Raw genomic sequence first — 23,794 nt, 5'->3', positions numbered from 1 at the left:
CCCCGCCCCCCCCCCACACACCCCCCCCCCCCCCCCGCCCCTGCGCCGGCGCGCGGGGGGGGGGGGGGGGGGGGGGGGGCGGGGGGGCCGCCCCCCCCCCCCCCCCCCCCCCCCCCCCCCGCTCCTACAGGAAGCCGCCAATGGGACGCGGTTCGTGCGATGCTTCGCACCTTCGTATACCGCTAAATCGGTCCCATGGTTTACATCTTTCTCGCTGTTCTCTTCAGCGTCGCGGTCTCCGTACTGCTGAAGCTCGCCCGCCGCGCGGGTATCGATATTGTCCAGGCCGTGGCCACGAACTACGTGGTGGCCTCGCTGCTGGCGTGGCAGCTGTTGGGTGCCACGCCGCAGGCCGTGCTGGCGGCCAAGGCCACCTGGCCGCCGCTCATCGCACTGGGCATCCTGCTTCCCGCTATCTTTGTCGTGCTCGCCCATTCCGTGCGCATGGCCGGCATCGTGCGCACCGATGTCGCGCAGCGGCTCTCACTGTTCGTCTCGTTGTTCGCGGCCTTCGTGTTCCTGGGCGATGTGCTCACCGGGCAGAAGGCCTTGGGAATTGGCATCGCGCTGGTCGCCGTGCTCTGCGTACTGTGGCGCAAGCCCAAGGGCAAGGCAGAGGCAGGCAGCTGGTGGGCTCCCCTGCTCGTCTTCGCCGGTTTTGGTGCGATCGATATTTGCTTCAAGCTCGTCGCGAAGGCGGGCGCATCGTTTGCCGCCGGCCTTTTCGGCTCGTTTCTTATCGCGCTGGTGCTGTGCTGGATCGTGGCGCTTGTGCGCGCGGCGTCTGGCAAGGCGGCGATTACCGTACGCAGCATCGGCTTCGGCGTCCTGCTTGGTGCGTTCAACTTCGCCAATATCCTGTTCTACGTGCGAGGCCACCAGATGTTGCCCAACGATCCTTCGCTGGTGTTCGCGTCGATGAACGTGGGTGTGGTCGTGCTGGGTACCCTGGCGGGCGCCGTGGGCTTTCGCGAAAAGCTCTCCCTGGTGAACTGGGCGGGCATCGCCCTTGCTATCGCGGCCATCGCCGTGATGACGGCGCGCTAATCGAATCGCTGTCTGCAGGAGCGCGCTTGCGCGCGATGGGTGCTTGCGGCAAGACCGGATCGCGCGCAAGCGCGCTCCTACAAAAGTGAGGTAACGCTGCTGTGTGCGTGTCTACGCTGGCGTCGGATCGCTCGCGGTGTCTTCCGGCAGCGCGGGCAATGCTTCATCCACCGTCAGCGGTGCATCGCTCGCCAGCAGCTCTTTGGCTTCCGCATGATCGGCCACGGCCGGCGGTGAGCCGCGCAGCGGCAGCCCGGCGGTTTCGGTGACGAACAGCATGGTGATCACGCCGATGACGGCGGCGCCCATCAGGTAGTACGCGGGCACCAGCGGATCGCCGGTGCGTTCCACCAGCCATGCGGTGACCAGTGGCGTGGTGCCGCCGAACAACGACACCGAAACGTTGAACGCGATCGACAGTGCGCTGTAGCGCACCGGTGTGTAGAACAGCGCGGGTAGCGTCGCCGGCATGGTGCTGGTGAAACACACCAGGGCCACGCCGAGCAGCATCAGGCCGGTGAAGATCCACGCATCGTTCCCGGTGCCTACCAGCAGCATGCATGGGATGGCGAGGATGAACATCGCCGCGCACGCACCGATGATCATGGGCCGGCGTCCGAAGCGATCGCTGAAGCGGCCACCCAGAACGTTCAGCGGCATCATGACCAGCATGACGATCAGGATCAGCAGCAGGCCCTTGGCCTCGCTGTAACCCAGGGTCACGGTGAGGTAGCTCGGCATGTACGTCAGCAGCATGTAATCGGTGACATTGAACACCAGTACCAGGCCGATGCACTTCAGCAATTGCGAGCCATGCACGGACACCAGTTCCATCAAGCCGATGCGTGGCGTATCGCCAGCGGCTTCCATCGCCTCGGCATGTGCCTTGAATGCCGGTGTTTCCTCCAGCTTCATACGCATGTACAAGCCGAGCAAACCCAGCGGCCCTGCCACGAGGAACGGTACGCGCCAACCCCACGCGAGCATGTCGTCGTTACCCAGCAGCATGGTCAGCGCCGTGACGACACCCGCGCCGGCAATGTAGCCACCCAGCGTGCCGAACTCGAGCCAGCTGCCCATCTGCCCACGGCGTGCATCGGTGGAATATTCGGCGATGAACGTGGCCGCGCCGCCGTACTCGCCACCGGTGGAAAAGCCCTGCAGCAGACGCGCTAAAAGGAGTAGTACGGGCGCCCACAAACCAATGCGGTCGTATGACGGGATCAGGCCGATGGCGAACGTGCCCAGCGCCATCATGATCATGGTCGCGGCGAGGACACGCTGGCGCCCGAAGCGATCGCCCAGCGGGCCAAACACGAGACCACCGATCGGCCGCACGAGGAACGCGACGGTGAATGTCGCGAACGTGGCGATGACCTGCGCGGTGGGGTTGCTGCCCGGGAAGAACACGTGGCCCAGGGTGACGGCGAGGTAGCCGTACACGCCAAAGTCGAACCACTCCATGGCATTGCCCAGCGCAGCAGCGCCCACGGCACGCTTCAACATGGATTGATCCACGATGGTCAGGTCATCGGGCTTGAGATGTTTGCGGCGGCGGGTGAACCATCCGAAATGGGCATCGTGCCCGGCGGATCCTTGCATGGTGCGTGCTCCTGTTCGCGCGGACGTGCAGGCACGCAAACGCGTGGCCGGAACCAACCGTCCTGGAGATAGGGATGCGCAACGCGGAACGCGGCGCTCGGCGCGGTCCGCTCACGGGGGACACGCGGGATACCCACCGCATAAGGCACGCACAAGCGGCGCGCACGGTGGATATCCCGAAAAGATTAACAAATCACGCGTTAAGGCTATGTAGGAGCGCGCTTGGGCGCGATCCAACGTCACAGCAAGCACCTATCGCGCGCAAGCGCGCTCCTACAGGGTTACAGCCGGCGGGGGGCGGTGGAGCCGCGCACCACCAGGTCGGGGCTGAAGCCTTCGTTGTCGATGGGTGGTGCGCCGCCATCGCGTTCGATTTCGGCGATGAGGCGCTGTGCCGCGTGGCGGCCGATCTCCTCGGTGTTCTGCCGTGCGGTGGTCAACGCGGGCCAGCTTTGCTTGGAGAACGGGCTGTCCTCGAAACCGGCGATGGAAAGCTCCCACGGCACATCGACGCCACCCGACCGTGCGGCGGCAAGCACGCCCGCGGCGATCTCATCGTTGGAGCCGAAGATCGCGGTAGGCGGGTTCCTCAGGGCAAGCAGCTTGCGTGCACCGCGGAAACCATCGTCGAAGGAGTAATCGCCCTCAACCACAAGCGCCGGATCAATATCGATACCGTACTCGCGCAGCGCATCCTCGTAGCCCTGGTAGCGCTCGGGGCTGGAGCGGTGCTCCTTGCCGCCCCACAGGAAACCAATGCGGTGGTGGCCGAGCTGGATCAGGTGCTCGGTGATCGCGTAGGCCGCGTCGCGGTCATCGACGAACACGCAGGGCCAGCCATCCTTCGGATCCTGCCGTGCGGAAATGATCCGCACGAAGGGCACGTTTTGTTCGGTCAGCGTGGCCAGCAACTGCGGTTGTTCCGACATGGGCGGGCACAGTACAAGGCCTGCAAGACGGTTGCGCCGCACCAGGTCACCGAGCTGCTCGGCAAGGCGCGTGGCGGATGAATCGCACGGGTGGATCTGCAGGCCAAACCCGCGTTCCCGGCACACCGAAAGAACGCCGTTCTGCATGGCGATCACGTAGTGCGCATTGGGGTTGTCATAAACCAGGCCCAGCGCGTACGTACGCGAGCTGCGCAGGCTGCGCGCGGCCTGGTCGGGCTGGTAATCCAATGCCTCGATAGCGCGCTGCACCTTGTCGCGGGTGCGGGCGTGCACGGAGGGTTCGTGGTTGATGACGCGGGAGACGGTCTTGAGCGACACGCCGGCCCGCTCGGCCACGTCCTTGATGGTGGGGCTACGCAAATCACGACCCTCGATAGCAAGACGGCCATCCTAGCGGATGGCCGTCACCGAGCGAAGATGGGGCGTCAGTCCTTGACGTGCTGGCCGACCTTATGGCCTGCCGCGCCGTAATAAAGGATGTACAGGTAGCACGGCACCATGATGGCCAGGAACACGAGCTGGAAGTCGTGGCCTTGCTTCAGGTGGGCGAACAGCTGCGGGATGATGGCGCCACCGGCGATGCCCATGATCAGCAGGGCCGAGCCGAACTCGGTCAGGCTGCCCAGGCCCTTGATGGCGAGCGGGAAGATCGCCGGCCACATCATGGCGTTGGCGAAACCCAGCGCGGCCACGAAGGCCACGGAGGTGTAACCGGTGGTGGCATACGTACCGATCGAGAACAGCACGCCGAGCACGGCCGAGATAGCCAGGTACTTGTGCTGCGAGATCACTTTCGGGATCAGCACCAGACCGGCGACGTAGCCGATCAGCATGGCGAACAGCGTGTACGAGGTGAAGTGCTTGGTGTCTTCCGGCGTCATGCCGAAGCCCTGGCCGTAGGTGCCGATGGCGTCGCCCGCCATTACTTCCACGCCCACGTAAACGAACAGGCACAGCACGCCGAGCCACAGGTGCGGAAAGCTGAAAATGCCGCCCTTGCCGTGACCGATGGCACGCTCGGAGTTATCGGTGGAGGCCCGGATCTCCGGCAGCGACGAGCGCACCACCCAGATCGCCAGCACCACCAGCAGGCCGGCCATGGCCAGGTAAGGCATGTGCACCTTCGCGGCGAACGCGTTGAGCAGGGCCTCCTTCTCTTCCGGCGAGCCGGCGGCGGCGATCTGCCTGTCGAAGCCGCCGATGTTGCTCATCACCACCCAGCCGAACACGAACGGGGCCAGCGCGCCGGCGATCTTGTTGCAGATACCCATGAACGCGATGCGCTGCGCGGCGCTATCGATCGGGCCCAGCACCGAGATGTACGGGTTTGAAGCGGTCTGCAGCAGCGACAGGCCGGCGCCGATGATGAACAGGCCGGTGAGCGCGCCCGGGTACACGCGCATGGTGACGAACTGGCCGAACGTGGCCGCGCCGATCGCCATGACGAACAGGCCAAGGCCCATGCCCTTCTTCATGCCGGTCTTCTTCAGGATCAGGGAGGCGGGCAGGGCGAGGAAAAAGTACGACAGGTAGAACGCGCTGGGTACGAGGAACGCGCCCACGTCATCCAGGTTGAAGGCCAGCTTCACGAAGGTGATCAGCGGGCCATTGAGCCAGGTGACGAAGCCGAAGATGAAAAACAGGATGCCGATGATGATCATCGGCCCGACGCTCGAATGGCGCGTCTCGCCGACGGCGGCCGTGGTGGACGACATGGGTTGCTCCCCTTTGGATGTTTGGTGCCGCAGTTTTGTCCCTTTATTGACTCGTGCGAGCAACGTTGTCAATCCGCGTGATGCGCCCGGGCCGTGGGCTGCCGTTTCGCCATGACTTTCGATGTCGCGGCGCCGCAAGCGCCTGATCCTGCGCCTTCAATCGTTCCAAAAGGTCTTGTGGCGCAAGGTCTCGCCGGATACCGGCCCGGGTCGTAAACGTTTCCTGTTGCAGTGCACGATGGGATGTTGGCTGTCCTAGCCATTTGTCCTGTTGACAACGTTGTCATCGCGCTCACAGACTCGGCCGTAACAAGGGGGTCACAGGAATTTCATGTGACCGCATCGCAGGGAACCAAGGGGCAAAACGTGGGCGAACAGGCGAACAAGCGGGAAGCTGTGCGGACGACGCGTGCGGAGGCGTTCATCGCCGCCGACGTGGGCGGTACGCATGCCCGTATCGGCCTGGTCCGTCCCGAGCTGGCTGGGGGCACCTTCGAGGTGCTGCGCTATGAGCGTTATGCCTGCGCCGACTGGCCGAGCCTTACCGCCGTGCTCAAGGATTTCGTTGGCCACCTCGAGGGCCAGTTCGCCGTGCAGCACTGCGCGGTGGCCAGCGCCGGCTACGTGCTGGGCGATGCCATCGTCAACGAGAACCTGCCGTGGCCGGTCTCCATCGGCGATATCCGCGAAAGCCTGCATCTGGCGGGCCTGAGCGTGGTGAATGATTTCGAGGCAGTGGCCTACGCCTGCCAGTTCCTGCGCGACCACGAAACCACCGCCATCATTGAAACCGCCGCCGCTCCGGCCGCCGGCCCCATCCTTGTGATGGGCCCGGGCACGGGCCTCGGCTCGGCGGTGCTCCTGCCGGGCACGCCGCACGCCACCGTGCTGCCCACCGAAGCCGGCCAGATCTCGCTTGCCCCCGGCACCCCGCGCGAAGCCGCCATCCTGGCCGAGCTTGCGAAGAGCCGTGACTACGTATCGTACGAGACCGCCCTCTCCGGCCCCGGCCTCGTCAACCTCTACAAAGCCATTTCAACGCTGCGCGGCACCACTGCGACGCTTGCCGAACCTGCCGCTGTCACCACGGCCGCCCTCGCCGGGAACGATCCCGCCGCGGTGGAAGCCCTGGATGTGTTCTGCGGCCTGCTCGGCAGCTTCGTCGGCGACCTCGCCATGCTCTATGGCGCACGCGGTGGCGTGTTCCTGGCGGGCGGGATCCTGCCCCAGGTTCGCGAGTACCTCGCCACCAGCAGCTTCGCAGACAGGTTTTTCAACAAGGGCGTCATGCGCGCCTTTCTCCAGCAAGTGCCGGTACGTCTGATGGACCACGGACAGTTGGGTGTGATCGGTGCCGCCGGTCTCTACCTGCACGGTTCGATAGCTCATTGATGAGCGGGAAAGGAACGCAGGCTCAGTAAAAAACCGGGCCGAAAGGCCTTTCGATAGCAACGAAGCACGGCGCGGCCGCGAAACCCGCCGGAGCTACATCCTCTGAGGGGAGGACACCATGTCGCATCGTAGGAATCTGCTCACGGCGAGCATTATCGCCGGACTCTGTTGTTTCACGGGCGTTGTCGCCGCGCAGGATGCGTCGACGGACACCACGAAGACGCAGACCGCCCAGCAGAAAGCTGACGCTGCCAAGGCAGCCCAGCTCGAGGGCATCACCGTTACCGGCATCCGCGCCAGCCTCGAGAAGTCGCTCGATACCAAGCGCAATGCCGACGCCATCGTCGAAGCCGTCACGGCCGAAGATATCGGCAAGTTCCCGAACACGAACGTCGCCGAAGCGATGACGCAGATCCCGGGCGTCACCATCGATCGCCAGTTCGGCCAGGGCGACCGCGTGTCGATCGATGGCACCGATCCCAGCCTGAACCTCACGTTCCTCAACGGCCAGCCGGTGTCGCAGACCCCGTGGCAGTACGGCGCGCAGCCGAACCGCGGCTTCGACTTCACCATGCTGGCCCCGGAAATCGTCGGCCGCCTGGAAGTCTACAAGTCGCCCGAAGCCCGCCTGACCGAAGGCAGCCTGGGCGGCACCGTGCTGCTGCACACGCTTGAACCGCTCGACCTGCCGGCCAACACCATCCGTGGTTCGTTCGGCCTGAACTACAACGACCAGGCCACCCCGGGCGTGCGCCCGAACGGCTCGGCGCTGTACAGCTGGAAGAACGATTCCAGCACCTTCGGCGTGATCACCTCGATCCAGCATTACGAGGAAAAGATCGACCGCCAGGGCTTCGAAATCTTCAGCTACAGCCCGGTATCCAAATGGGCTTCCAGCCCGGCCGTGGCCGCCGGCATCGCCAACGGTTCGCTCGATCCGAACGCGAAGGTGCCCGATGAGGTCAACTCCGCCTGGTTCCAGCAGAAGCGCAAGCGCGATACCGCGACGCTCGGCTTCCAGCTGCGCCCGACGGACAATTGGGACCTCGAGTTCAACAACCTGTTCGTCCGCGAGAACTTCGATAACTGGAACCAGTCGCTGTACCCGTTCACCGGCGCCACGCCGGGTAACGTCACCAGCTTTAACCAGGGCCCGAACGGCGTGGTCACCGGTGGCCATGTCTGCGGCAACGATGATCCGACCTGCCCGGCTATCGCACAGGGCACGTTCGACAGCAACATCCGCAAGTCGGTGGTGCGCACGGTTGCGCATGACCTGAAGTCCACCTTCCACGGTGATGGCTGGCAGCTGGCCGGCGCCGCCGGTTACAGCAAGGCGATCAACGACAACATCTCGCAGGCCGTGATGGAGCCGGTGTACGCCGGTGGCTATACCTGGGATATCAACAAGGGCTTCAACTTCGACAGCCCCGCCGCTGCCCGTGACCCGGCCAACTGGCACATGGGTGACGTGGATGGCCTGGGTGGCTGGCCCGGCAACTACGGCTCGTACTCCGCGCACTCGCGTGACACGTATGCGCAGCTGGACTTCTCGAAGTTCTTCGATTCGTTCATCAACGAAGTGGCGGTGGGTTACCGCTGGAACCGCCACGAAGAGGGCATGAACGCCCACGTCTACGGCGGTAACGATCCGACCAACCTGGCGGCGCTCGGTTTTGGCGGCTACACCGATACGCTCGATGCGCTGAATGGCCTCGACGGCTCGGCCAGCCACGTCATGCCCGATCGCGATGCCCAGTACGCCTGGGTGCGCAACACCAACGGCGGCAACGAAGACCCGGGTACCTACCTGAATGGTACGTACAAGCTGGTCGAGAAGACCAATGCGGCCTATCTGCAGGCGAACTTCGCCGGCGGTGGCTTCCACGGCAACTTTGGTATCCGCTATGTGGATACCAAGACCGACGGCACCGGCTTCAACTACAGCGGCGCCCCGGTGCTGCCGGCACCCCCGGGCTCCTGGCAGACCTCGTCGCGCACCACCAAGAACTGGCTGCCCAGCCTGAACGTGGCGTACGACCTGACCGACGATATCGTGCTGCGTGCCGCCGCCGCCAAGGTGATCGCGCGCCCGCCGTACAACATGCAGGTGAACAACCTGTTCCTCAACGATTCGGTGCTGACCGGCTCGGGCGGCAACCCGAACCTGAAGGACTACAGCTCGAAGAATTACTCGGCCTCGGCGGAGTGGTACTTCGCGCCGCAGTCGTACCTGGCGCTGACCGGCTTCTACAAGAAGATCGACAACTACACCGTTGTCGATTCGGCCAACGAACTGCTCTACAACTCGGGCCTGGTCAACGACCCGACCACGTTCGCTCGCCAGGTAGCCCAGGGCCTGTGCTCGCCGGATGGCTTCTGCGAGTACTCGATCAGCCGTCCGCGCAATACCGGCGCCGGCAAGGTTCGTGGCGGCACGCTCAGCTACCAGCAGGCGTTCTGGGATACGGGCTTCGGCATGACCGCAAGCTACACGTATGCCAAGGGCACGCTCGATTCCGGTGGTTCGCTGCCGTACAACTCGAAGAACGCCTACTCGCTCAGCCCGTACTACGAGCAGGGCCCGTTCAGCGCCCGCATCACGTACAACTGGCGCAGCAAGTACCTCGCCGGCGGTTACATCGCCGGTGCGCCGCCGGCCACCACGGCCGATTACGGCGACCTGGGTGCCACCATCGGCTACAAGCTCAACAAGAACGTCTCGTTCACGCTCGCTGGCATGAACCTGACGAACGAGGAATACAAGCAGTACCTGACCGTTACGTCGTTGCCGGTTGCCAAGTACACCACCGGCCGTCGTTACATGGCCTCGGTGCACTTCGACCTCTAAGCGTTTGCGTCATGGCTTGGCGGCCACGGATGGCCGCACATAACCCTCGAAGCACCATTCCCCACGGGCCCGACACTTCCCTAGCCGGGCCCGCTTTTTTTGCTGCGCCATACCGGACACAATCGGACCCTCGCGAAGTCCACGATGGAGCTCTTGATGCGCCGTATCCTCCTCCTCGCCATGGCCACTGGCCTAGCCGCCTGTGCCAGCCAGCCGAGGCAGACCACCGCCCCCGTCGATACGACGCCGCTCTCGCTGATCCCTATGCCTGCCCAGCTGACCCGCGTGCCGGGCCACTTCCGCATCGATGCTTCCACGAAGATCGCCACCGCCGCTGGGGATACCCAGGCGAAAAAGGTGGCCACCCAGCTGCAGGGCTGGCTGCGCCAGGCGCGCGGCTTCACCCTGCCCATCGTGGAAGGCAAACCGGGTACAGGCACCATCTGGCTGCACACCGAAGCCTCGGTGAAGGGCATCGAGGCGTACGCGCTCGATGTGGATGACAAGGGCGTGCGCATTGCGGCCAACGATGAAACCGGCCTGTTCTACGGCGCGGTCACCCTGTGGCAGCTCGCTACCGACCCTGGCGCCCAGAACGGCCTTCCCGGTGTCCATATCGTCGACAAGCCGCGCTTCGAATGGCGCGGCCTCATGCTCGATTCCAGCCGCCACTTCCAGTCGGTCAGCGAGATCGAGCATCTGCTCGACCAGATGGCCATGCACAAGCTCAATACCTTCCACTGGCACCTCACCGATGACCAGGGCTGGCGTTTGCAGATCGAGAAGTACCCCAAGCTGACCGACGTGGCCTCGTGCCGCACGCCGGTGGGCCCGGATATCGCCCTCACCGGTGGTGCCGGCAAGCCCTATTGCGGCTTCTACACCAAGGAAGAAGCAAAGCAGATCGTGGCGTACGCCGCCGAGCGCCACATCACCGTGGTGCCCGAGATCGAAATGCCCGGCCATGCGCAAGCCGCCGTGGCGGCCTACCCGCAGTTCGGCGCCGGCAAGAAGCATACGGTCTCGGCAGACTGGGGCGTCAACACGGCGCTGTTCAACGTCGACGATGGCACCTTCACTTTCCTGGAAGATGTGCTCGACGAAGTGATGGACGTCTTCCCCTCCACGTATATCCACGTGGGCGGCGATGAAGCAGCCAAGGACGAGTGGGAACACTCGCCCAAGGTGCAGGCGAAGATGAAATCGCTGGGCATTACCGATGAAGAGAAGATGCAGGGCTGGTTCGTCGCCCGTATCGGTGAATACCTGGAGCAGCATCACCGCCGCCTGATCGGTTGGGACGAGATTCTCGATGGCAAGGTGCCGGCCAGCGCCACCGTCATGTCATGGCGCGGCACCAAGGGCGCGATCAAGGCCGCGAATGCGGGCCACGACGTGGTGATGGCCCCATCGCCCAACCTCTACATGGATTACCTGCAGTCGAGCATGGCCGATGAGCCTGCCGGCCGTCCGAACATCCAGTCACTCGAAAGCGTCTACAAGTTCGAGCCCGTGCCCGAAGGTATCCCGGCGGACAAGGCCAGCCATGTGCTGGGCGAGCAGATCACCCTGTTCACCGAGTACCAGCCCAACTGGCAGCGTGTGCAGCATGCCTTGTTCCCGCGCATGGCCGCCCTGGCCGAGCGTACATGGACGCCGATCCCGGATTGGAACGGGTTCCTTACCCGCCTGCCTGCGCAGTTCTCGCGCTACCGCGCGGCCGGCATCATGCCGGCGGATAGCGCGTTCGCGGTTTCGATCGATGCGAAGGCCGCAGGTAACGACAAGGCGATGGTGAGCCTGTCGAGCCAGACCGGCTTCGGCAAGATCCGTTACTCCACCGATGGCACGCCGCCGACGGCGCAGTCGCCGGAATACACCGCGCCCTTCGAGGTGTCGCTGCCGTCCACCGTGCAGGCGATCACGTTCGCCAACGGCTTTGGCCTCTCCGGCCCGCGGTCGGAAACCATCGATGCGAAGTCGCTACTGCGCCATAGCAGCGATCAGCTCGGCCTGTGCAGCAGCAAGCTGCCGGTACGCGTGGAATCGCCCACGCTGATCGATGGGGTGCGCCCGGTCTACAAGGTGGACATCATGGACACCTGCTGGACGTGGAAGGACGTGAAGCTGGATGGCCGCTACGGTGTCGCCATCAGCGTGAACCAGCTGCCGTTCAACTACGCGCTGTGGAAGGACACCGCCGGCATCGTGTCGCGCAAGGCCAAATCGCGCGATGGCGAGATCGAGATCCACCAGGACACCTGCGACGGCCCGAAGCTCACGACCATCCCGCTGGCCAAGGCCAAGGGTGGCCCGGCGGTGCTCGATGGCATCCTGCCCAAGCGCGAGGGCACGCACGACCTGTGCATCCTGATCACGGGCAAGCCGGGGCCGTCGACGTTCTGGGTCATCGGCGACGTGCAGTTGCGATAGGAACATAGCGCGCAAGCGCGCTCCTACAGGTCTGCGCAGGACGTGTAGGAGCGTGCTTGCACGCAATCAACGTCAATCAGGCGGGAACGCGCATATCCGCGCGGCGCTGCAACGCCGCGCGCGCCTCACGCTCCTCATCGGGTGGAAGCTCACCCAACACCACGAACTTGCCCGCCACCATCGCCGCCAGCGGAATGCCATCGCGAATCGCGATGCGGTTGCCAATGTTCGCCGGAACCTTCGCTCCCGCCACGATGCCGCCGATCAGGTTCAGCGGATCGTTACCGGCGATGCAGACGATCTCGCCATCGTGTTCGCGGTGGCGGATCTGCCGAAGCGCCGTCAGCGCCTCCGGCAACGCGAACTGTTCGCCGACCAGGCCATCCACGAAGCGGCCGCCGCGGATTTCGCCGCGTGCCTCAAGGCGGTGGTAGACCCGGCGCAGATCACGCCATGCGGGGAGCCAGGCTGCCTCGCGCTCCAGGATGCGCCAGCTCACCACACCGTAGCGGCGCAGCAGCGTGCGGGCGATATGTTCCAGGCCATCGGCATCGTTGCGCGCTTCGCGCGGGCGGCGGGCCAGCGCCCAGCGGCCGGCATCCTCGATACCGCTGAGCATATGCCGACGCGTGCGCCGCGCATGCCCGTTGTTGCGCTTGGCGGAAGGCAGTAGCAGCGCGCGCAGGCCGGCAAAACTATCGGCCGTGACCCGTCCCGCCGCCACCAGCTCGCCCAGCGCATCTTCAAGCTCCGTGCGCAGCAGGCGCGTGATCGTGGCGAGTTCATCAAAGAACAGCGCACCCTCATCGCGGAGCGCTTCCTCCACCGCTTCAGCGCGCGAAGAAAGCTTGAATGCATCAGAGATGGCCGGCGCCGCCGCGGACCACACGGGCAGTTGCCGGCGTGGCAGCAACACGATGGGCGTGGTACGCACCGGGCCACCGCTGCCGGTGCCAAGGCGCAGGCGGCTCCATACAACGCGGCCCGCGCGACACAAGTCATCCAGCCAGCCGATGCTGTAGTCGTTCACGCGCGAGGGCAGTAGCTCAGATTCCCACGCACCGGCGGCGGCCTCGAAACCCTCGAGCTGGCCGATGACACCCGCCAGCGCATCGGGGCCCGCCACCTGCGTCGCACGCGTCACGTGCTGCCAATCGAGCAGGAAGCGCATGAAGTCGCGTGGCGCCACCGGTTCAATCTCGCGGCGCAGCCGGCCGATGGTGTAGCGATGGATGCGCGCCAGCAGGTGGCGTTCGCACCACTCGGTGAGCCTGCTACCGGGCGAGAATGGCCCGCGCATGACATAGCCCTCGCTTTCCAGCGCAGCGAGGGCGAGGGACACATCCATGGCGTCGACGCCAAGCGTCGGTACGATGCTGTGCTCTTCCACCACGCCAAGGCCACCCAGGCGGCCGCGCACGATGTCGACGAGGGCGGCCTCGCGCGTCCACGACTGTGCCGCGTACTCCGCGGGTGCGGCGATGGCGGGTTGCATGCCAGCCGCGGGGTGAATCGCTTGCCACGCGGGCAAACGCTCCGCCGCAACCCACAACGACGTGCTGCCGGTCGAAAGCAGCGTGGCACGCGCATCCTTCGCGAGTGCCTGCAGCAGCTTCGCCCAGCCGTTATCGCGCGCTTCATCGGGCGTAACGGCACCGAGTTGCATCAGCGCCTCGTGCATCTCGTCTGCACTACGCGCCTCCGGCCATGCTTCCTCACGCACCGAGGCAATCGCATCGACGTCGAGCCGGCCCAGGTCATCCGCGCTTTCCGCCTCGTTCCAGCGACGCGATTGCACGGCCTGCGTGCGGCGCTCTTCCAGCGGCGCGTCATCGAGGAAGGCGTAGGGCGCGGCACTGAGTACCTCGGCGGCGAGCGGCGAGGGCGTGGCCAGGTCGCGTGCGATCACGCGGATGCTGCCACCCTCCATGCCACGCAGCACGGCCAGCCAACCTTCGGTATCCATCGCTTCGTGCAGGCAATCGTCGAGGGTCTGGTTCACCAGCGGGTGATCCGGCACTTCGCGTTCGCCCACGATGTTTTCCTGGCAGGCGACCTGGTCGGGGAATACCGTCGCCAGCAAGTCCTCGCTCTTCATCCGTTGCAACTGCGGCGCCACCTTCTTGCCGCCGGTGAAACGCGGCAGGGCCAGCGCGGTCGTGGCGTTCCAGCGCCAGCGCACGCCAAATAGCGGCGCATCGAGCAGCGCCTGGACCAGCACGTGCTCGGCGCTCGCCGAGTGCAGGTAGCGCGAGACTTCCTCCAGCGGGAAGCTGTGGCTGGTGGAAAGCGACAGGATGATCGCGTCTTCGGTCGCCGCGGCCTGCAGCTCGAAATTGAACTTGCGGCAGAAGCGCTTGCGCAGCGCCAGACCCCAGGCCTTGTTGATCCGGCTCCCGAACGGCGTGTGGATGATCAGCTGGGTGCCGCCGGACTCGTCGAAGAAGCGCTCCATGACCAGCGTATCGCGCGTAGGCAACGCGCCCAGCGCCGCGCGGGCGCGGAACAGGTAGTCCACGATCTGCTCGGCCGCCGCCTTCGTCATGCCGAGTTCGGACATGAGCCAGGCGAGGCCGGCTTCACGGCCGCCTTCGTCGAATTGCCCGCTAAGCTCGGTGCGCAACCGGGCGACGCCGACCGACAGCTCGTCAGTACGCCCCGGGGCCTCACCCAGCCAGAACGGAATGTTCGGCGGCGCGCCCTGTGCATCTTCCACGCGCAACCGGCCCATCTCCACGCGCAGGATGCGGTAGGAGCGGTTGCCCAGCTGGAATACATCACCGGCGAGGCTTTCGATCGCGAAATCCTCGTTCACGGTGCCCACGATGGTGGACTGCGGCTCGAGCAGAACGTTGTAATCGCCGGTCTCGGGTATGGTGCCGCCCGAGGTGACCGCCGTGAGTCGCGCGCCGCGCCGTTCGCGCAGGCGTTTGTTCACCGCATCGCGGTGAATGTACGACCCGCGTGGGCCCACGCGGGTGCTGAAGCCATCGGCCAGCATGCGCACGACTTCGTCGAACGATTCCCGTTTGAGTTCGCGGAACGGGTACGCGCGCCGGATCAGATCATAGAGGGCGTCTTCGTCCCATTCCTGGCACGCCACCTCGGCCACGATCTGCTGCGCCAGCACGTCCAGCGGCTGGTGCGGCATGATCAGCGCATCCAGTTCACCACGGCGCACGCAATCGAGCAGCGCCGCGCATTCCACCAGGTCATCGCGCGAGGTGGGGAATAGCCGCGCCTTGGGCGTGCCGCCCACGGCATGGCCGGCGCGGCCGGCGCGTTGCAGGAACGCGGCGATGGAACGGGGCGAGGCGATCTGGCAGACCAGGTCGACATCGCCGATATCGATGCCCAGTTCCAGCGAGGCCGTGGCGACCAGCGCGCGCAACGAGCCGGCCTTCAACCGCTGCTCCGCATCCAGGCGTTGCTCGCGGGAAAGGCTGCCGTGATGCGCCGTGACGGCTTCGTTGCCCAATCGCTCGGAGAGATGCCGCGACACGCGTTCGGCCATGCGCCGCGTATTCACGAACACCAGCGTGGTGCGGTGCTGCTCAATCAGGTTACCGAGCCGGTTGTAGACCAGCTCCCACATGTCGTTCGACATCACCGCTTCCAGCGGCACGGGCGGCACTTCAAGCGCGAGGTCGCGCTTGCGGGCATGCCCGATATCGACGATGGCGCACGCGTCGCCGCCGGTGAGGAACGCGGCCACCTTTTCAATCGGTTTCTGCGTGGCGGACAGGCCGATGCGCACGAGCCGGCGCTGGGCCAGCGCTTCGAGTCGCTCCAGCGATACCGCCATATGGCTGCCACGTTTGCTGGCGGCCACGGCATGGATTTCATCCACGATGACTTCGCGGATGTTCCGCAGCATGGCGCGGCCCGACTCCGAGCCCAGCAGCACGTAGAGCGATTCGGGGGTGGTGACCAGGATGTGCGGTGGCCGCTTGCGCATGCGTTCGCGATCGGCCGTGGGCGTATCGCCCGTGCGCACCGCCGTGCGGATCTCCACATCGGGCAGGCCCTGCTTGCGCAGTTCCTGGCGGATGCCCGCCAGCGGGGCTTCCAGGTTGATCCGGATGTCGTTGGACAGCGCCTTCAGTGGCGAGACGTAAAGAATGGTGGTGCGATCGCGCAGCCCACCCTCTTCCACGCCCACGCGCACCAGCATGTCGATGGCGGAGAGAAATGCGGTGAGCGTCTTGCCCGAACCGGTCGGTGCCGCCACCAGGGTGTGCTGGCCCGAACGGATGGCGGGCCACGCCGCCACCTGCGCCTCCGTGGGCGCCGGGAAGGTGGCTGCGAACCACGCGGAAACGGCCGGATGAAACGCGCTGAGTGGCATTGACGTTTGTGAATTCATTCAATGACATAGATGGGGGCGCAGGGCGCCACCGACAAGCTGCGAAGGTACACCGGATGCGTCTCGCCAGTTGCGATGAAACCGTTACTGGAACAAGGTGGGGCGTTTCGTTAACCCACGGATGCTCCATCATGGTCGATACCGCTCGCCGCACCGCCCTCGCCTTCGCCATCACCGCTGGCCTTGCCGGCACCGTTGCCGCCGCCACACCGCCGGCCCATCCCTGGATGGATCGCTCGCTGTCCGCCGACAAGCGCGCGGAACTGATGGTCGCCGCGATGACGGACGATGAGAAATATCGCCTGATCCGTACGGATTTCGGCATGAAGAGCGACAAGCATCCGCAGCCCGAGGGCGCGCTGGGCAACGCCGGCTTCATCCCGGCCATGCCGCGGATTGGCCTGCCCGCCATCCAGGAGACCGATGCCGGCCTGGGCGTGACTCGCCCGGGCGTCGATAACTCTGGCGCGGTGTCGCTCCCCGCCGGTCTTGCCACCGCCGCCAGCTTCGATCCCGCCGTGGCCCAGGCAGGCGGCCGCATGATCGGCGGCGAAGCGCGAGGCAAGGGCTACAACGTGCTGCTCTCGGGCGGCGCCAACCTCGTGCGCGATCCGCGCAACGGCCGTAACTTCGAATACGCCGGCGAAGACCCGGTGCTCACCGGCCTGATGGTGGGCGCCACCGTGAAGGGCGTGCAGGAGCAGAAGGTGATCGCCACGGTGAAGCACTTCGCCGCCAACGATATCGAGTCGGGCCGCAACACGATTAGCTCCGAGATCAACCCGGTCGCCCTGCGCGAATCCGACCTGCTCGCGTTCCAGCTGGCCATCGCCCATGGCGACCCCGGCTCGGTCATGTCGGCCTACAACCGCGTCAACGGCACCTATTCCGGCGAGGACGACTGGCTGCTCAACCAGGTGTTGAAGCAGGAGTGGGGCTTCAAGGGCTGGGTCATGTCCGATTGGGGCGGCGCGCACAGCGCGGCCAAGGCGGCCAACGCAGGCCTGGACCAGCAGTCCGCCGGCGAGGTGTTCGATGCCGAGGTGTTCTTCGACAAGCCGCTGCGCGAGGCGGTGGCCAAGGGCGAGGTGAGCAAGGCGCGCCTGGATGACATGGCCAGGCGCATCCTGCGCAGCTTCTTCGTCCACGGCGTGATCGATAACCCGGTACCGGTGAAGGCGGCCAAGGTGCCGTACGAAGCGGACCGCGTGGTGGCGCGCACGACGTTGGAAGCGGGTGCGGTGCTCCTGCGCAATGAAGGCGGGTTGCTGCCGCTGGCCAAGGGCAAGTCCGTAGCCGTGATCGGCGGTCACGCCGACAAGGGTGTACTCGCCGGCGGCGGTTCCTCGGCGGTGAGTGACGTGGATGGCGATCCGGTGCCTGGCCTTGAGCCCACTGGCTGGCCGGGCCCGGTGAAGTACCACGCCTCGGCGCCTCTCACGTTCATCGGCAAGCGTGCCAGCAAGGTCACCTTCGATGCGGGTACCGATCCGGCGGCGGCAGCGAAGGCGGCGGCGGGTGCGGATGTGGCCGTGGTGTTCGTAACTAAATGGGCGGCCGAATCGTTCGACACGCCGGACCTCTCCCTGCCGGATAACCAGGACGCCCTCGTCGCGGCCGTGACCAAGGCCAACCCGCGGACCATCGTGGTGCTGGAGACCAACGGCCCAGTGAAGATGCCCTGGCTCGATCAGGTCGGCGCGGTCATGCAGGCGTGGTACCCGGGCTCGGGCGGTGGCGAAGCGATTGCGCGCCTGCTTTACGGTGACGTGGCCCCGGGTGGCCGCCTGCCCCTGACCTGGCCGAAGGACGAATCGCAGCTCCCGCGTGCCACGGTCCAGGGTGCCGGCCTCAACAGCAAGGAAAAACCGGCTGATACGATCGATTACAACATCGAAGGCGCGGATGTCGGCTACCGCTGGTATGAGAAGACCAAGCGCCAGCCGCTGTTCGCCTTTGGTTATGGCCTGACCTATACGTCGTTCGACTACAGCGGCTTCGGCGTCGACAAGGACAAGGATGGCCGCGCCGTGGCCCACGTGACGGTGAAGAACACCGGCAAGGTGGCAGGTGCCGATGTGCCGCAGGTGTACGTCACGGGCCCCGATGGCGGCACGCGCCGCCTCGCCGGTTGGTCCAAGGTGACGCTGAAGCCGGGTGACAGCCGCCGTGTGGATATCCCGCTGGAGCCGCTGGCGCTGGCGCGCTGGGATGATGCCGGCAAGCGCTGGCGTGTCGCGGCCGGCAACTACCAGCTGAAGCTCGGCCGCTCGGCGGAAGATTTCGCAGGCGATGCAACGCTGGCGCTGCCGGAGAGCTTCCCGGTCGTCAAAGCCCCGTAACCCTGTAGGGTCACGCCGTGGCGCGCGGGGTCCTTCGCGCCACGGCGACGCCGCGGGTTGTCACAATGCGCCGCATGAACCTGCGCCCCACTCTCGCCGCCCTCCTTCTTCTTGCGCCTGCCGTCGCGCTGGCCGATCCGCCTGACTTCGACCGCCCCGGTGCAGGCTTCGCCACCAGCGTGCTGCCTGCCGGTACGGTGGCGTGGGAGCAAGGCGTGCCGACCTACGAACGCCAGCGCGCGGATGGCTTCCTCGACCGTACCTACACCGCCGACAGCGTCATACGCATCGGTACTGGCGGCCCCGTGGAGCTGCAGGTGGGCGGCTCGGCGTGGAACCGCCTCGAGGAGCGCGGGCAAGGCTCGCGCCGCCACGCGGTAGGCCACGGCGATACCAGCCTGGCCATGAAGTACGCCCCGGCGGGCACCGACGCCGATGGCGCCTTCAGCTGGGCCGCGCTGGGCGAAGTCACGTTCGCGAACGGTGACGAGGATTTCGGCAACGGCGCAAAGCAGTACAGCCTGGGCACCACGTTGCAGTGGAAGCCGGACGACAAGGCGCAGAACACGCTTTACGCGAACGTGGACCGGCTGAAGGGCCGTAACACCTGGACGCTGGCGCCGACATTCGGCCGCAAGATCGGCGAAAACTGGATGGCCTACGTAGAGGCGGACGCGATCCACGATGCCGATGACGGCAACGAGCTGCAGGCGGGCGGCGGCGTGGCGTACAGCATCGGCGACCACGTGCAGCTGGATGCGTACGCGCTACATCGCATCGGCCGGCATGGCCCGTCGATGCTCGGTGGCCTGGGTGTATCGATGTTCTTCGGCCACACCCGGTAGCGCTTAGCGGTTGCCCTTGCGCATGGCCCGGAACAGCATCACGGTGAGCACGGCACCGATCACAAGGCCGATGCCGGCGCCGTAGATCGAACCGGCTTTCTCGCCGGCCAGCCAGCCAATGCCGCAGCCAAGCAGCATGAAGATCGGAAGTGGTAAGCAGCCCATCGGGCGATTGTAACGGCGCCGGGGGCCGCCGCCCCATCAAGACATGGCCCTCGCGCTCACGCGGAGGGCCATGGTGACCGTCCCTGGGTCTGGTGGCGAGCCACCCTTACGCGGCCCGGCGTAGCCGGCGCGGCGTTACCGCCGATGAAGGGGGGGATCGATCCTGGCGCTAGGGACGGACGGCATCCTGCCGTCGGATCGGTCATCGGCGATTGGCGTGCCCGACGGATAGCGGCCGGGCACGGGCCTAAGTCTTACGTAGGCCGCTCGCCCGCGGATATAGGAGGATTCTTAAAAATAGGCCTGATGTGCCGTTCGGCGCATGGGCGCATGCCTTTCGTTCAGGCTGGCGACGGCGTCGGCCTGCGCGGGCGCTCCGGTTGCTGGCGCACATTGACCGGCCGCGGTGCCGGGCGGTCCTGTGGCGGGACGGGAATGCCGCGGCTGGCGAGTGAACGCAGCGCGGCGGCATCCGAAGTGCCGTAGTCGCGCTTTCCCGGTTCTCGTCGTTGCATGGCTGGTCTCCTGCAGGTCCCGCCCGAAGGGCCAGAGTGGGCGCGGGAGACGAAAATTTCGGTGGCAATGCGGTGAATTTTCAGTGACAGCCTTTCACACGCGGATTCGGCCAGATCGCGTTAAGGCGGCGTCGACGCGTTGGGCGCCAGTGGCCGCGGCGGCATCCGGGAAATCAGTTCCGTCGCCAGCCGTTCGTAGTCTTCATCAAAGTGATGAGAGCCCGGTTTCTTGTACACGGTAACGAACGGGGGCAGGTTGGGGTCGGTGCAGCCGCTATCGGCGGCATCCTCACCCCCGTAATAGCAGGCCATCGGCGGCTTGCCGGCCAGGGCCCGGATCGGGGGCATGGCGTCGTAATGCACAACCGGGTTCAGCCATTGCAGCAGGTTGTGCGTATGCGTGGTCCACCAGCCCTGCTGCATGTAACCCTCGAGCTCGATCTCGAAGTTCACGTCACGGCTGGCCGACAGCAGCACCAGCTGGGACAACCGGTTGCGGTTGTCCTGGCGCAGCTTGCCCACCAGGGTGGGGAGCACATCGGCACCGAAGGAGTAACCCACGAGCAGGATGCGGGTTTTCCCCCACTGCTTCGTGTACTTGTCCAGCAGCGTGTCCAGGTCGTGCGCGGATTCCTCCGGCGCACGGTATCGCCAGAAGTACTTGAACGTGCTGAGCCCCACCACGGGGATGCCGCGCTGGGTGAACACCGCGCCCAGGCGCTGGTCCAGATCCCACCAGCCGCCATCGCCGGAATAGATCACCACCATGAGGTCTTCCTCGCCGGTGGGCGGTGCCTTCAGCGCGGGCAGCTCGACCGTTGCACTCTCGAGCGAGGCCCGCGTCCACGGGTGCCACGCCAGCAGGCCGCCGAGCACCAGCGCGATAACCACGAAGGCGACGTTCCGAACGACTTTCCTCACCGCCGCACTACCCCACCCAGGCCGCCCGAGATAAGGCTGGCCACGTTGGCAAGCGCGAGCGGCAGCGCGATACCACCGGGCACGGCGATGTAGCGCGGCTCCCACTCCGGATCGAACTTGTCCTTGTACCGGTGCAGGCCACGGAAGTTGTAGAAGCGCTCGCCGCGGCCAAACACCATGGCACCAAAGCGGCTCCACAGGGGCGCGGTGCGGCGGTTCTGCAAGCCCGAAAGCGGGGCCATGCCCAGGTTGAACCAGCGGTAGCCGTTAGCTTTCGCCCACGACATCAGCTCGATGAACAGGAAATCCATGATGCCGGCAGGGCCTTCGGGCAGGTGGCGCATTAGGTCGACGGAGGCCTCCTCCTTCGACTCGGTGAGGAACATGTTGGCGAACGCGACGAGTTCTTCACCCTGCCAGATCACCGCCATGGGCGTGCGTGAGAGGTAACGCTCATCCCACAGGCCCAGCGAGAAACGCTTCTCGCGGACCTTCTTGTCGCGCATCCATGCATCGGAGATGAGTTTAAGCCTTGGCAGGATCGCAGGCACCTGTTCGGCCGGGATGATCTCCAGGCGAAGGCCATCGCGCGACAGCTTGTTCACCGTGCCACGCAACGTCTTCTTCGATTTGCCGTCCAGGTTGAACGTCTCCAGGCGCACCCGGGCTTCCTCGCCGATCTTCAGCAGGTTCATGCCCACTTCGAGGTACAGATCCAGGTCTTCCGGGCGTACCTGATAGAACAGTGGCCATCCGCCGGCACGCTCGCACTCCTCGCGGAAGGTCCAGACCAGTTCACGCCGCGCACCCTCGTCCTCGCCGACCGGGTCGCCCATGGCCACCCAGCTGCGTCCTTCGATGTCGTACATGATGAAGGCGCGGTCGTCCGGGGCGAACATGAGGGTTTTGTCCGCCACCAGCGCGAGGTGGGCCTGCGCCGAACTGAACTGCTTGAGTAGCGGCATGGCGCGGGCCAGTTCGGCCTCACTGGGCCGGGCACGGCGAGGGCGAGCGGGGCGAATGAGATTGGCCAGGGCGAACAGCATGACCACCGCTGCGGCACCCACCAGGGCACGCAAGGCGCGGGGCGCGCCACCATGGTGGAAGCTGAACTCCCACCACAGGTTGTTGCTGTATTCGACGTGCTTGAAGCTGAAGAACACCAGCCAGGTGGCGCAGGCGAACACCGCCGCGATGGCGATGACCCAGCCCGGCGAGAACGATGCGCGGAACAGCGAAGCCCGGCGGTAGAAATGGCGGTGCGCTGGCGCGAGGGCCAGCGCAAGCAGGGTAAGCAACGTGGCCTCTTCATAGTCGATGCCCTTCAGCATCGACAGCACCGCGCCCAGGATGAGCAGCACCAGGCTCAGCCAGTAGGCCGCATCAAGCCGCCGTTGCAGGCCGCGCGCCAGGATCAGCAGCAACATGCCGACCACGCTGGACAGGAAGTGCGAGACCTCCACCAGCGGCAAGGGCACGAAGCCACGCAGGATTTCCATGCGCCCCGGGATGGCCAGCGTGGCCCCCGAGAACAGCAGCACCGCACCGCAAACCAGGGTAAGCCCGGCGAAGAACGGTGGCAGCAGGCCGGAGAACCAGGGCGTGATCAGGGCGGCGTGGCGCAGGGCGCGCAGCTCGCGGATGATCACCATGAGCGTGGCAACGCACAGCGGCAGCAGGTAATAGACGGCCCGGTAAGCGGCCAGCGAGCCCAGGATCGGTGCCTCCAGCCCGTGGTTCCCGGTAGCGCCGAAGCCCGCCAGCATCACCGCCTCGAACACGCCCAGGCCGCCAGGCACGTGGCTGATCAGGCCGGCCATCTGGGCCAGCACGAAGATGGCCAGGAAGTGGCCAAAGCCGCCGACGATCGCCTCGGGCATGAGCACGTACAGCACACCCGCGGCCAGGCCCCAGTCCAGCGCGCCGACCAGGATCTGCCGTGCGGCCACGGCCGGCGTGGGTGAGCTGATGGCCCAGCGCCAGATGCGGATGGGGCGGCGCACGAACACGGCCACGGCGAACCAGGCCAGCGGCACCGCAGACAGCACGATGGCCAGCGGGATACGCAGCCCCGAGAGCGGTACTTCCGGCGGGATGGGCACGAACAGCAGGATGGCGCCGGTGAGCGCCATGAGGCCCAGCCAGAAGCTCAGCGTCGTATAGAGCACCACCCGGGCGATCTCGCCCGTGGTCAGGCCCGCCTGGATGTAAAAGCGATAGCGGATGGAGCCTGACACCAGCAGCGACATGCCCAGCGCATTGGAGAAGGCATAGCTGATGAACGAGATGAGCCCCACGCGTTTTGCCGGAAGCCGTTTGCCCACGCTGGCCAGGCCAAACCAGTCGTAGAGCGTCATCACGGCAAAGCCGGCACCGGTCAGCAGAACCGCCAGGCCGATATCGGTGTTGGGCAGGTTGTGCACGTAGTTGCCGATCTGGCGGTACGTGACCTCGCTGGCCATGAGGTGCAGTGCCCACAGGGCCAGGCATAGCAAGGCGACCGACAGCAGCGGGCCGCCCGCCCTGCGCAGCAGGTTGGCGTAAAGCGCGCGCTTGCCAAGGGGCGGTTGGTTAGGCGACAGCTCCGTGCTGGGTGCTTGCTCCACGGTGCCGCGGCTCCACGTCTGGCTCGTAAGGTCGTGTAGGGTGC

At 65.8% G+C, this 23,794-nt stretch carries 14 protein-coding genes; 6 read left to right on the top strand and 8 right to left on the bottom strand.

The features are described from left to right. Positions 1 to 195 precede the first annotated feature (195 nt). Positions 196 to 1,047 (top strand): EamA/RhaT family transporter, encoded by an 852-nt coding sequence (locus ABIE56_RS21760; RefSeq protein WP_429245901.1) that lies wholly within the window; start codon positions 196 to 198, stop codon positions 1,045 to 1,047. 111 nt (positions 1,048 to 1,158) lie between these two features. Here ABIE56_RS21760 and proP read toward each other — a convergent pair whose 3' ends face one another. The 3 genes from proP to ABIE56_RS21745 form a co-directional block, all read right to left on the bottom strand. Beyond that, the gene (gene proP / locus ABIE56_RS21755) at positions 1,159 to 2,649 is read right to left on the bottom strand and encodes a glycine betaine/L-proline transporter ProP (protein ID WP_429245900.1); all 1,491 of its coding nucleotides are present in this window, start codon (positions 2,647 to 2,649) and stop codon (positions 1,159 to 1,161) included. Positions 2,650 to 2,930: 281 nt separating this feature from the next. Next, positions 2,931 to 3,959 carry a LacI family DNA-binding transcriptional regulator gene (locus ABIE56_RS21750; RefSeq protein WP_429245899.1) on the bottom strand — a complete coding sequence of 343 codons (1,029 nt, stop codon included), beginning with the start codon at positions 3,957 to 3,959 and terminating at the stop codon, positions 2,931 to 2,933. A gap of 65 nt (positions 3,960 to 4,024) precedes the next feature. Next, positions 4,025 to 5,314, bottom strand: coding sequence for a sugar MFS transporter (locus ABIE56_RS21745; protein WP_429245898.1), 1,290 nt, complete (start codon positions 5,312 to 5,314; stop codon positions 4,025 to 4,027). Between the two features lie 366 nt (positions 5,315 to 5,680). Here ABIE56_RS21745 and glk point away from each other — a divergent pair, with 366 nt between their 5' ends. The 3 genes from glk to ABIE56_RS21730 all read left to right on the top strand — a co-directional run bounded on the left by glk (position 5,681) and on the right by ABIE56_RS21730 (position 11,990). After that, positions 5,681 to 6,706, top strand: coding sequence for a glucokinase (glk, locus tag ABIE56_RS21740; protein WP_429245902.1), 1,026 nt, complete (start codon positions 5,681 to 5,683; stop codon positions 6,704 to 6,706). 118 nt (positions 6,707 to 6,824) lie between these two features. Then, the gene (locus ABIE56_RS21735; protein WP_429245897.1) at positions 6,825 to 9,557 is read left to right on the top strand and encodes a TonB-dependent receptor; all 2,733 of its coding nucleotides are present in this window, start codon (positions 6,825 to 6,827) and stop codon (positions 9,555 to 9,557) included. Positions 9,558 to 9,713: 156 nt separating this feature from the next. Continuing rightward, on the top strand, positions 9,714 to 11,990 hold the full coding sequence (locus ABIE56_RS21730; protein WP_429245896.1) for a beta-N-acetylhexosaminidase: 2,277 nt from the start codon (positions 9,714 to 9,716) through the stop codon (positions 11,988 to 11,990). A 76-nt stretch (positions 11,991 to 12,066) separates the two neighbouring features. On the opposite strand, the gene ABIE56_RS21725 is transcribed toward ABIE56_RS21730, so the two are convergent. Beyond that, positions 12,067 to 16,338, bottom strand: a complete 4,272-nt coding sequence (locus tag ABIE56_RS21725) for a DEAD/DEAH box helicase (RefSeq protein WP_429245895.1) — start codon at positions 16,336 to 16,338, stop codon at positions 12,067 to 12,069. Between the two features lie 149 nt (positions 16,339 to 16,487). Between ABIE56_RS21725 and ABIE56_RS21720 the strand changes: the two genes are divergently transcribed. Both ABIE56_RS21720 and ABIE56_RS21715 read left to right on the top strand, forming a co-directional pair. Further along, positions 16,488 to 18,698, top strand: a complete 2,211-nt coding sequence (locus tag ABIE56_RS21720; protein ID WP_429245894.1) for a glycoside hydrolase family 3 C-terminal domain-containing protein — start codon at positions 16,488 to 16,490, stop codon at positions 18,696 to 18,698. Positions 18,699 to 18,772: 74 nt separating this feature from the next. Beyond that, the gene (locus ABIE56_RS21715) at positions 18,773 to 19,543 is read left to right on the top strand and encodes a transporter (RefSeq protein ID WP_429245893.1); all 771 of its coding nucleotides are present in this window, start codon (positions 18,773 to 18,775) and stop codon (positions 19,541 to 19,543) included. Between the two features lie 3 nt (positions 19,544 to 19,546). Here ABIE56_RS21715 and ABIE56_RS21710 read toward each other — a convergent pair whose 3' ends face one another. The 4 genes from ABIE56_RS21710 to mprF all read right to left on the bottom strand — a co-directional run bounded on the left by ABIE56_RS21710 (position 19,547) and on the right by mprF (position 23,750). After that, positions 19,547 to 19,681, bottom strand: a complete 135-nt coding sequence (locus ABIE56_RS21710) for a hypothetical protein (protein ID WP_429245892.1) — start codon at positions 19,679 to 19,681, stop codon at positions 19,547 to 19,549. Between the two features lie 368 nt (positions 19,682 to 20,049). Next, positions 20,050 to 20,223 carry a hypothetical protein gene (locus ABIE56_RS21705; protein ID WP_429245891.1) on the bottom strand — a complete coding sequence of 58 codons (174 nt, stop codon included), beginning with the start codon at positions 20,221 to 20,223 and terminating at the stop codon, positions 20,050 to 20,052. A gap of 120 nt (positions 20,224 to 20,343) precedes the next feature. Further along, positions 20,344 to 21,144 carry an AcvB/VirJ family lysyl-phosphatidylglycerol hydrolase gene (locus ABIE56_RS21700; protein WP_429245890.1) on the bottom strand — a complete coding sequence of 267 codons (801 nt, stop codon included), beginning with the start codon at positions 21,142 to 21,144 and terminating at the stop codon, positions 20,344 to 20,346. After that, positions 21,141 to 23,750, bottom strand: coding sequence for a bifunctional lysylphosphatidylglycerol flippase/synthetase MprF (mprF, locus tag ABIE56_RS21695; RefSeq protein WP_429245889.1), 2,610 nt, complete (start codon positions 23,748 to 23,750; stop codon positions 21,141 to 21,143). Before mprF ends, ABIE56_RS21700 begins: the two co-directional genes overlap by 4 nt. Between the last annotated feature and the right edge of the window lie 44 nt (positions 23,751 to 23,794).

This window comes from Luteibacter sp. 621 (genome assembly GCF_050435445.1).
Taxonomy (GTDB): Bacteria; Pseudomonadota; Gammaproteobacteria; order Xanthomonadales; family Rhodanobacteraceae; genus Luteibacter.
This window is presented reverse-complemented; position numbering and strand designations above follow the sequence as displayed.

Bases quoted from the DNA above. Each gene is read 5' to 3' on its own strand.
- ABIE56_RS21760 (WP_429245901.1), top strand. From the start codon at position 196: ATGGTTTACATCTTTCTCGCTGTTCTCTTCAGCGTCGCGGTCTCCGTA.
- proP (WP_429245900.1), bottom strand. From the start codon at position 2,649: ATGCAAGGATCCGCCGGGCACGATGCCCATTTCGGATGGTTCACCCGC.
- ABIE56_RS21745 (WP_429245898.1), bottom strand. From the start codon at position 5,314: ATGTCGTCCACCACGGCCGCCGTCGGCGAGACGCGCCATTCGAGCGTC.
- ABIE56_RS21735 (WP_429245897.1), top strand. From the start codon at position 6,825: ATGTCGCATCGTAGGAATCTGCTCACGGCGAGCATTATCGCCGGACTC.
- ABIE56_RS21730 (WP_429245896.1), top strand. From the start codon at position 9,714: ATGCGCCGTATCCTCCTCCTCGCCATGGCCACTGGCCTAGCCGCCTGT.
- ABIE56_RS21725 (WP_429245895.1), bottom strand. From the start codon at position 16,338: ATGCCACTCAGCGCGTTTCATCCGGCCGTTTCCGCGTGGTTCGCAGCC.
- ABIE56_RS21720 (WP_429245894.1), top strand. From the start codon at position 16,488: ATGGTCGATACCGCTCGCCGCACCGCCCTCGCCTTCGCCATCACCGCT.
- ABIE56_RS21715 (WP_429245893.1), top strand. From the start codon at position 18,773: ATGAACCTGCGCCCCACTCTCGCCGCCCTCCTTCTTCTTGCGCCTGCC.
- ABIE56_RS21710 (WP_429245892.1), bottom strand. From the start codon at position 19,681: ATGCTGCTTGGCTGCGGCATTGGCTGGCTGGCCGGCGAGAAAGCCGGT.
- ABIE56_RS21705 (WP_429245891.1), bottom strand. From the start codon at position 20,223: ATGCAACGACGAGAACCGGGAAAGCGCGACTACGGCACTTCGGATGCC.